Here is a 7,086-nt window from a genome sequence, read left to right on the forward strand (position 1 = left end):
CAAGCCAAACCTCAACGCTTACTTATCGAGCCCACCGGCTTGGGTCACCCTCTGCAAATAAAAAAGCGCTTACAAGAGTTAGCAGACTTAGGCAGCATTACCATCGCCAACAGCCTAGCCTTGATAGATGCACGACGATTAGCAGACCCGCGCTACCGAGAGCACGAAAACTTTGCGGCACAGTTACGCATTGCCGATAAAATTATCGCCAGTAAGGCAGATCTATACCAAGATAAGGATCGCCAAGCCTTAGGGCAGTATTTGGAGCAACTAAAGCTGAACCATAAACCGCTGTTATTTAGCCAACACGGAGGTTTAGCCCTAGATGAATTAATTACTTCGGTAACGCAGCCAAGCCGCAGCATATCGTTTTCACCAATCAGTAAGCAGCAGCTCACTATCGGCCTAGAAACCACTACTGCGCACTTAGATCCTAATGCCAACATCTGCACTCTTGGCTGGTCATTCCCAGCTAGCCAGCGTTTCAACCAGCAGGCCTTAGTCGACTTAATTAGCTCTCTAGAGCTGCTTCGCTGCAAGGCTTTGCTACAAGTTGAGCAGCATAGTTTACTGATCAATCAAGTGAACGGCGAAGGAACCATACAGCTGTTAGCACCAAGTGAGACCAATCGTATTGAACTAATCAGCGCTCAAGCCTTAGATAGACAAGACTTGCAACAACAATTAGCAGCCTGCCTAATAAATAACCCGTGATAGCTTGCACAAGTGCCCAATCAACTCTAGGCTGCAACTAACAGCAATGACGCATATCAGACAAATCGAGAAAGGAGTGAGTGATGATTCAACAAGGGCAAAAAATCCCCAACGGTCAACTCAGTGAGTTAACTCCAGAGGGTATGAAAACCCACCTGAGCCACGAATTATTTGCGGGTAAAAAGGTACTGTTATTTGCCGTTCCCGGCGCTTTTACCCCCACTTGCTCTGAAGCCCACCTACCTGGTTATGTTCGTTTAGCCGAGCAATTTAAAGTTAAAGGCGTTGATATTATTGCCTGTGTTGCAGTGAACGACGCCTTTGTGATGAATGCTTGGGGTAAAACACAACAAGCCGAGCAACTCATGATGTTAGCCGACGGCGATGCCAGCTTTAGCAAGGCCTTAGGTCTAGAGAAAGATACTGGTAACTTTGGTGGGCTACGTTCACAACGCTACGCCATGCTGATTGACGATTTAACCGTTAGCATCCTTAAGCTTGAACCGGGTAAAGGCCTCGATCAGAGTAAAGCAGAAAATCTGTTAGCCCTGTTGTAACAGTAGTAGAGGACAAGCTTTGCGTTCAGCCCTACTATTTTATTTGTGCTTCTTTAGCCTTCCTAGCATGGCCTTTGGCGTGCTAGGCCATCAATTAGTTGCCTACATCGCCGAACAGCAACTCAGTGCATCAACGAAACAACAAATCAACACTCTGCTTGGCCAACAAAGCCTAGTGGATATTGCCACTTGGGCGGATCAAGTAAGAAAAGACCCTGCATGGCAATACACTGCGCCATGGCATTATATTAACCTAGCTAAAGGGCAAAACTTAAGTTTCGCCAAGCGCAACCCTAAAGGCGATGTACTTAGCCAGCTCTATTATTTTGAAGGCCAATTGGCTAATCACTCACTCAGCCACAAAGTCCGTAGCCAAGCGCTTAAATTTTATGTCCACTTATTGGCCGACCTCCATCAGCCGCTGCATGTAGCCTACGCTGAGGACCGAGGCGGTAATCAACACGAAGTAACGTGGTACGGAAAACCCAGCAACCTGCACCGAGTTTGGGATAGCCAACTATTAGACACAGCCGCCAAGCCGCTACCAAGTTATGCCCTGCAACTGATGCGTGATTACCCGCTAAACCAGCAACAACTGGGGCATGACTACCACCAATGGTTCTTGCAAACTCGGCAACTGGTTCCCATGGCCTATCATTATTCGTCGAAGCAGCTGGGGGATGTTTATCTCCAAGATAAACGCCCGCTCATAGAGCAACAACTGGCTTTAGCTGCTTATCGCCTAGCCAGCAAACTCAATCAACTATTAGATTGAAGCAGCGATTGAAAATAAAAATACGCCAAGGTTGATCTAAGCACTTAACTCACCGCGTATTAAAGGAGTGAGTAATAAGGAGCAAGCCATGAATCGATTTTCTAGTGAAAAAATTGCAGTGGGTATCAGCAGTTGTCTATTGGGCCAAGAAGTGCGCTACGACGGCGGACACAAGCAATCACGTTTTTGTCGACAAGAACTCGCTGAGTATTTTGATTTTGAACCTAACTGTCCAGAAATGGCGATTGGCTTAGGCAGCCCACGTAAATCTATACGTTTAGTTAAACAACAAGACATTATCTCACTGCAAGCCAGCGATGGCAGCTTTGACGTAACCCAAAAAATGCTGGACTACACCCAGCATCGCTTACCTCAATTAGGCCATTTAAGTGGTTACATTGTTTGTGCAAAATCTCCCAGTTGCGGCATGGAGCGAGTTAGCGTTTACTCACCATCAACCAACAATGCCGCCAAAGAAGGCGTAGGTTTATTCACCGCAGAATTAATAAAGGCCTATCCGCTACTACCCATTGAAGAAGATGGCCGACTTAACGACCCAATATTGCGAGAAAATTTCGTTAATCGAGTTTTTGCTTTTCATCAATGGCAGGTATTAGCGGAGCAAGGGCTCACTGTAGCTGCCTTGCAAGCCTTTCATGCCAAGTATAAATACCTGTTAATGGCTCATCATCCTGAAAAATACCGCAAGCTAGGTCCGCTAGTTGCCAACATTAAAGGCCCTCAAGACCAGCAAGGTTTTGACAATTACATTAAGGCGTTTATGGAGATACTGCGCCACAACTGCAGCCGTAAAAACCACACCAACGTATTGCAGCATCTGCAAGGTTACTTCAAGCGAGACTTAAGCTCACAACAACGCAGTGAGTTAAGCGAGCGTATTCACCAGTACCGCGAAGGAATACTTCCGCTGTTGGTGCCAATCAGTTTAATTCAGCACTACTTACGAGAGCACCCTAAACAATATTTAGCACAACAAGCTTATTTATCACCCCATCCCGATAAATTAAAACTGCGTTACAGCTTGTAAGCAGCGAATTTATCCAAAAATATGCCTGTTTCACTCAACAGAAAGGGTGAACAGGCCTCACTTATGCTATAATCCCTCTTCGTAAGCACCAAAAACATACTATTCTTAAGGTGATACGCAAAATACAAACTAGACGAAGCCCATCAAGTTATTAATTTTAAAAAAGAGACCAAAATGAATCACATTTTAAAAGTATCACTGATAGCATCGTTAAGCGCCGGATTAATCGCCTGTGGAAGCGATGACTCACCTTCTTTAAATACCGCTAAAGTGTCTTTTTCTATCGCCGACGCGCCTGTAGATAGCGCTCAAGAGGTTAATGTAAGTTATAGCTCAATTACCTTACAGCGCCCCGATGAAGCAGACATTGAGCTATTGATTGAAGATGAAAACGGCGACCCCATTAGTATTAACTTGCTTGATTACCAAGATGGCGACAGCCTCTTGGTGCTAAGTGACGCTGAGCTCCCGATTGGTGAATACAGCGAACTGATCATCAATACTTACCAGTGTCCTCAAAACCAAAATGGCAGTACCGAGTTTTGTAACGTGGTTGATGAAAGCAGTGCCACCCTACCACTGAAAACGCCAAGTAATAAATTACGGCTGGGCAGTTTTACCGTGACCAGTGAAGGGACTCAAGCCTATACCATTGATTTTAATCTAAGAAAATCCTTGGTGAGCACCGCCAATGGCACTAGCTTTAATTTAAAACCCCACGGTGTGACAATTATTGATAACACAGCTGTGGGCAGCCTATCGGGCACCGTTGACCCGAACTTATTATCAGCCGGTGAATGTGCCGCAGATACCGGCAATGTGGTTTATTTATATAACGCCCCCATCGGTGAAACTGAAGTATTAGGCGATGAGTTTGACCCTGAGATAGATACCGATGTGCCTGCAGAGGTAGTCGCACCTTATGCCTCTAAAATGGTGCAACAAGATAGCGAAACTAACGACTATGTTTATAGTTTCTCTTACCTGCCCGCAGGTGATTATCTAGTTGCCTTTAGCTGCAGCGCTGTTGATGATGATCCAGAAATTTATAACGAGATTAGCATCGCCGATCCTCAGGCTCAACAGGCTACTGTAAGCTTGGAAGCAGGTGTTAACGCAGAATACAATTTCGTTGAAGTGGTAGAAGAAGCGGAAGCAATTTAATCTATAACCAATAATAAGGGCCTATTGCTTAAGCTTTAGGCCCTTTTTTTAAGCTAGTCTTTACGGTTAAGCACTATCCCCGTTTTACTGATAGTAATCAGGCCTTCTTTATATAAACGACCAATGGCTTTTTTGAAGGTAGCCTTACTTACCCCAAAAATTGCAGCAATCGCCTGCGGGGAGCTTTTATCACTAAGCGCCAAATAGCCCTGCTCTTGTTCCAGCTTAGCTAAAATTTGCTCACCAATATCAATGGCTTTTTTAATCCCTATCGGCTCTAAGCTAACATCCAATTTTTGATCGTCTCGCACTTTTTGAATATAGCCCTCACAACTATAGCCCGCGCGGATCCGCTTAAATACTTGATCGTAATACAACACGCCCCAATGTTGATGATTAACCACGGCTTTGTAGCCCAGCTCGGTTCTACCCGCAATCAACAGTTGAACTTTGTCGCCACGTTGATAATGGTGGGTGTTTTTATCGATGTAGCGATCTAATTTATTGCTAGCAGTGATACGCTGCTGATTATCTAAATAAACATAAACCACGTAGTGGCGATCCACTTCCATCGGCTGCTGTTGTTCGCTGAAAGGCAGGAATAAGTCTTTATCTAATCCCCAATCAAGAAAAATACCGACATCATTGATTTCTTTGACTAGCAAATTGGCACACTCACCCACTTGCACCTTCGGTGTTTGCCGGGTGGCTAATAGATTTTGCTCATTATCTCGATAAACAAAGACGGTAAGCTCGTCACCTTCGGCCAAGTGCTCAGGTAGCTCTTTAGTGGGTAATAGTACATCTCCCCACTCTCCTCCATCGAGGTAAGCACCTAAGTCGGCCAATTCAATCACTGTTAATTGATTAAGGCGTCCAATTTCTAGCATTTTCACTCTCTTTCCGCGTAAAACAGGCTCTAAACGAGCCAAAGCGGCAGTATAACATGCTATCGCAAATAGCCCTTAGCTTTATCGATTTAGGCAGGTTTTAAAGCATTCACTATGGTCGTCACTTGCTGGTGCACATTCGCCTCAATGTTTCTGGCTAATTGGTGCGCCGACTCCACTTGGGTTTTTACTGTGGTCATTTTGGAACTAAAACTGCCCACATGATGACTTTGCTCGCGAATATACTCACTGGCTTGATGCGCTACCGCAACAGAGGTTTGCGCTTGCTCTCTTACCCAATGAGTGGTTTGCATTAATTTTGAGGAAATTTGCTGCTGGTATTCGCTGGCCTCTTCGATGCCACCGATGTTGCTTTCCAAGCTACTAGAGGATTGCTTTAACTGATTCAAGATGGTGGTGATCTCTTCTAATGACGTTTGCGTGCGCATCGATAAGGTTCGCACTTCATCTGCCACCACAGCAAAACCTCTGCCATGCTCTCCAGCCCGAGCCGATTCAATAGCGGCATTCAAGGCCAGCAAGTTAGTTTGCTCGGCAATGCCGCGAATTACATCTAAGATGGCGCTAACATCAACCACAGCTTTAACTAGGGTGGCGAGTGAGCTTCTTCCTTCAACGACCGCATCACTGGTTCTTTTACTGGCACTCATCACTTGCTCAACATTTTGCTGCGATTCATTCATCGCCTCTTGAGTGGCGTTAGCGTTATGTTCAACATCAGAAGAAATTTGGTTTAATTGCTGAGTAAGATGGGCCAGTTGCTCCATCAGCGTTTGTGATTCACTCACCTGCTGATCGGTTTGTTCTGAGGTTTGATATATTTCTCTGACCTGCTGTGATACCGAATCTAAAGAGCTAGACACCACCGATAGTTGCTGATTTCTTAGCGCGTCATGCGCTTCTTGTTTATCTAACAGCTGATTAAAAAAAGTAGCAATTTCACCAATTTCGGTATGCTTACGGCGTACTTTTAACTGCTGAATACTGGCATTTTCCACCAATAAAGCAAAACTATTACGCAACTCTCGCAGCGGTTTTAGCACCGTAGTTTGCATAATAATCTGCATTAGTATCGCTAATAAAACGATCAGCCCCGCTACTGTATACAAGCTAAATTGTACATTTGTCATCACTCGTTCACGGTCTTTCACCACGCCTTGCTCGGCTTCGGCCACTTGTTGAGTGAGCTTATCTATATCTTGGCTTAAAGCCTCTCGCAGCGCGAGACGTTGCTCAATCAAACTATGCGTCGATTTAAGCTCTCTCGGATAACGCTGACTTAAACTGGATAACTCACTTTTCAGTTCTTCGGCCAAATCAACCGCTTCTTCTGGATCCCCCAAAGCAAATTCATCTATTTCTACTTCACTCATCACTCCTAGCAAAGGCAAACTGTTAATCTGTTCAATATTAGAACGAATTTGACTATAGGCGTTGTCGTAAGCAGCTTGAGCCTCTTCGCTGGGATGAGCAAAATAGCGATTACGCTGCATAGACAAATGAATCAATCCATTCATCAGCTCGCTACCTTGGCGAATATAAGCATCGCCAGCACTCGCTTTTAGGCCATAATCTACTGTGCTATCAGCCCACGCTAGCATTTCTCTTTCAGCATTGAGTAGTAGGGCTTGCTCGTTACCACTTAATTTACCTAAGGCTAAATAACGCTGTTGCAGCGCTTCCAGTAGTGAAACCAACATTGACGACAAGCTAGTTAATTGTTGCTGTTGAGCTTGTTCAACCAAATCCTGTAACAGACTCTCTGCTTCGCTTAGCGCAATGGCATTGCCAGTATTGAGATAACTATTGACCTTCGCTACTAACTGGCTATTAAACTGAAACTTTAAAGCTTGATATCGTTGTAACTGCTGATTTGAAGTCGATATTTTTTCCAATGAAAAATACAGGGCAATAATT

7 protein-coding genes are annotated in these 7,086 nt (G+C 44.7%); 5 read left to right on the plus strand and 2 right to left on the minus strand.

The features are described 5' to 3' along the window. From ACQY6Q_RS14970 to ACQY6Q_RS14990, 5 genes are all read left to right on the plus strand, one after another. Window positions 1-714 (plus strand): GTP-binding protein (locus ACQY6Q_RS14970; RefSeq protein WP_427982587.1); only part of this gene is annotated, 714 nt, incomplete at its 5' end. Between the two features lie 83 nt (window positions 715-797). Further along, complete coding sequence (locus ACQY6Q_RS14975) at window positions 798-1,271, plus strand: peroxiredoxin (RefSeq protein WP_427982588.1); 474 nt, start codon at window positions 798-800, stop codon at window positions 1,269-1,271. A gap of 19 nt (window positions 1,272-1,290) precedes the next feature. Next, on the plus strand, window positions 1,291-2,046 hold the full coding sequence (locus tag ACQY6Q_RS14980) for a S1/P1 nuclease (protein ID WP_427982591.1): 756 nt from the start codon (window positions 1,291-1,293) through the stop codon (window positions 2,044-2,046). An 88-nt stretch (window positions 2,047-2,134) separates the two neighbouring features. After that, window positions 2,135-3,094: a DUF1722 domain-containing protein gene (locus ACQY6Q_RS14985; protein WP_427982593.1), complete on the plus strand. Its 960-nt coding sequence runs from the start codon at window positions 2,135-2,137 to the stop codon at window positions 3,092-3,094. 174 nt (window positions 3,095-3,268) lie between these two features. Beyond that, window positions 3,269-4,258: a DUF4382 domain-containing protein gene (locus tag ACQY6Q_RS14990; protein WP_427982594.1), complete on the plus strand. Its 990-nt coding sequence runs from the start codon at window positions 3,269-3,271 to the stop codon at window positions 4,256-4,258. A gap of 53 nt (window positions 4,259-4,311) precedes the next feature. Here ACQY6Q_RS14990 and ACQY6Q_RS14995 read toward each other — a convergent pair whose 3' ends face one another. Next, complete coding sequence (locus ACQY6Q_RS14995) at window positions 4,312-5,148, minus strand: CvfB family protein (RefSeq protein WP_427982596.1); 837 nt, start codon at window positions 5,146-5,148, stop codon at window positions 4,312-4,314. Window positions 5,149-5,237: 89 nt separating this feature from the next. Then, window positions 5,238-7,086, minus strand: a 1,849-nt coding sequence (locus ACQY6Q_RS15000; protein WP_427982597.1) for a methyl-accepting chemotaxis protein, incomplete at its 5' end; no start/stop codon positions are given.

The sequence above is a fragment of the Agarivorans sp. genome, from assembly GCF_050295395.1.
In the GTDB taxonomy this organism is placed as follows: domain Bacteria; phylum Pseudomonadota; class Gammaproteobacteria; order Enterobacterales; family Celerinatantimonadaceae; genus Agarivorans.

Bases quoted from the DNA above. Each gene is read 5' to 3' on its own strand.
- ACQY6Q_RS14975 (WP_427982588.1), top strand. From the start codon at position 798: ATGATTCAACAAGGGCAAAAAATCCCCAACGGTCAACTCAGTGAGTTA.
- ACQY6Q_RS14985 (WP_427982593.1), top strand. From the start codon at position 2,135: ATGAATCGATTTTCTAGTGAAAAAATTGCAGTGGGTATCAGCAGTTGT.
- ACQY6Q_RS14990 (WP_427982594.1), top strand. From the start codon at position 3,269: ATGAATCACATTTTAAAAGTATCACTGATAGCATCGTTAAGCGCCGGA.
- ACQY6Q_RS14995 (WP_427982596.1), bottom strand. From the start codon at position 5,148: ATGCTAGAAATTGGACGCCTTAATCAATTAACAGTGATTGAATTGGCC.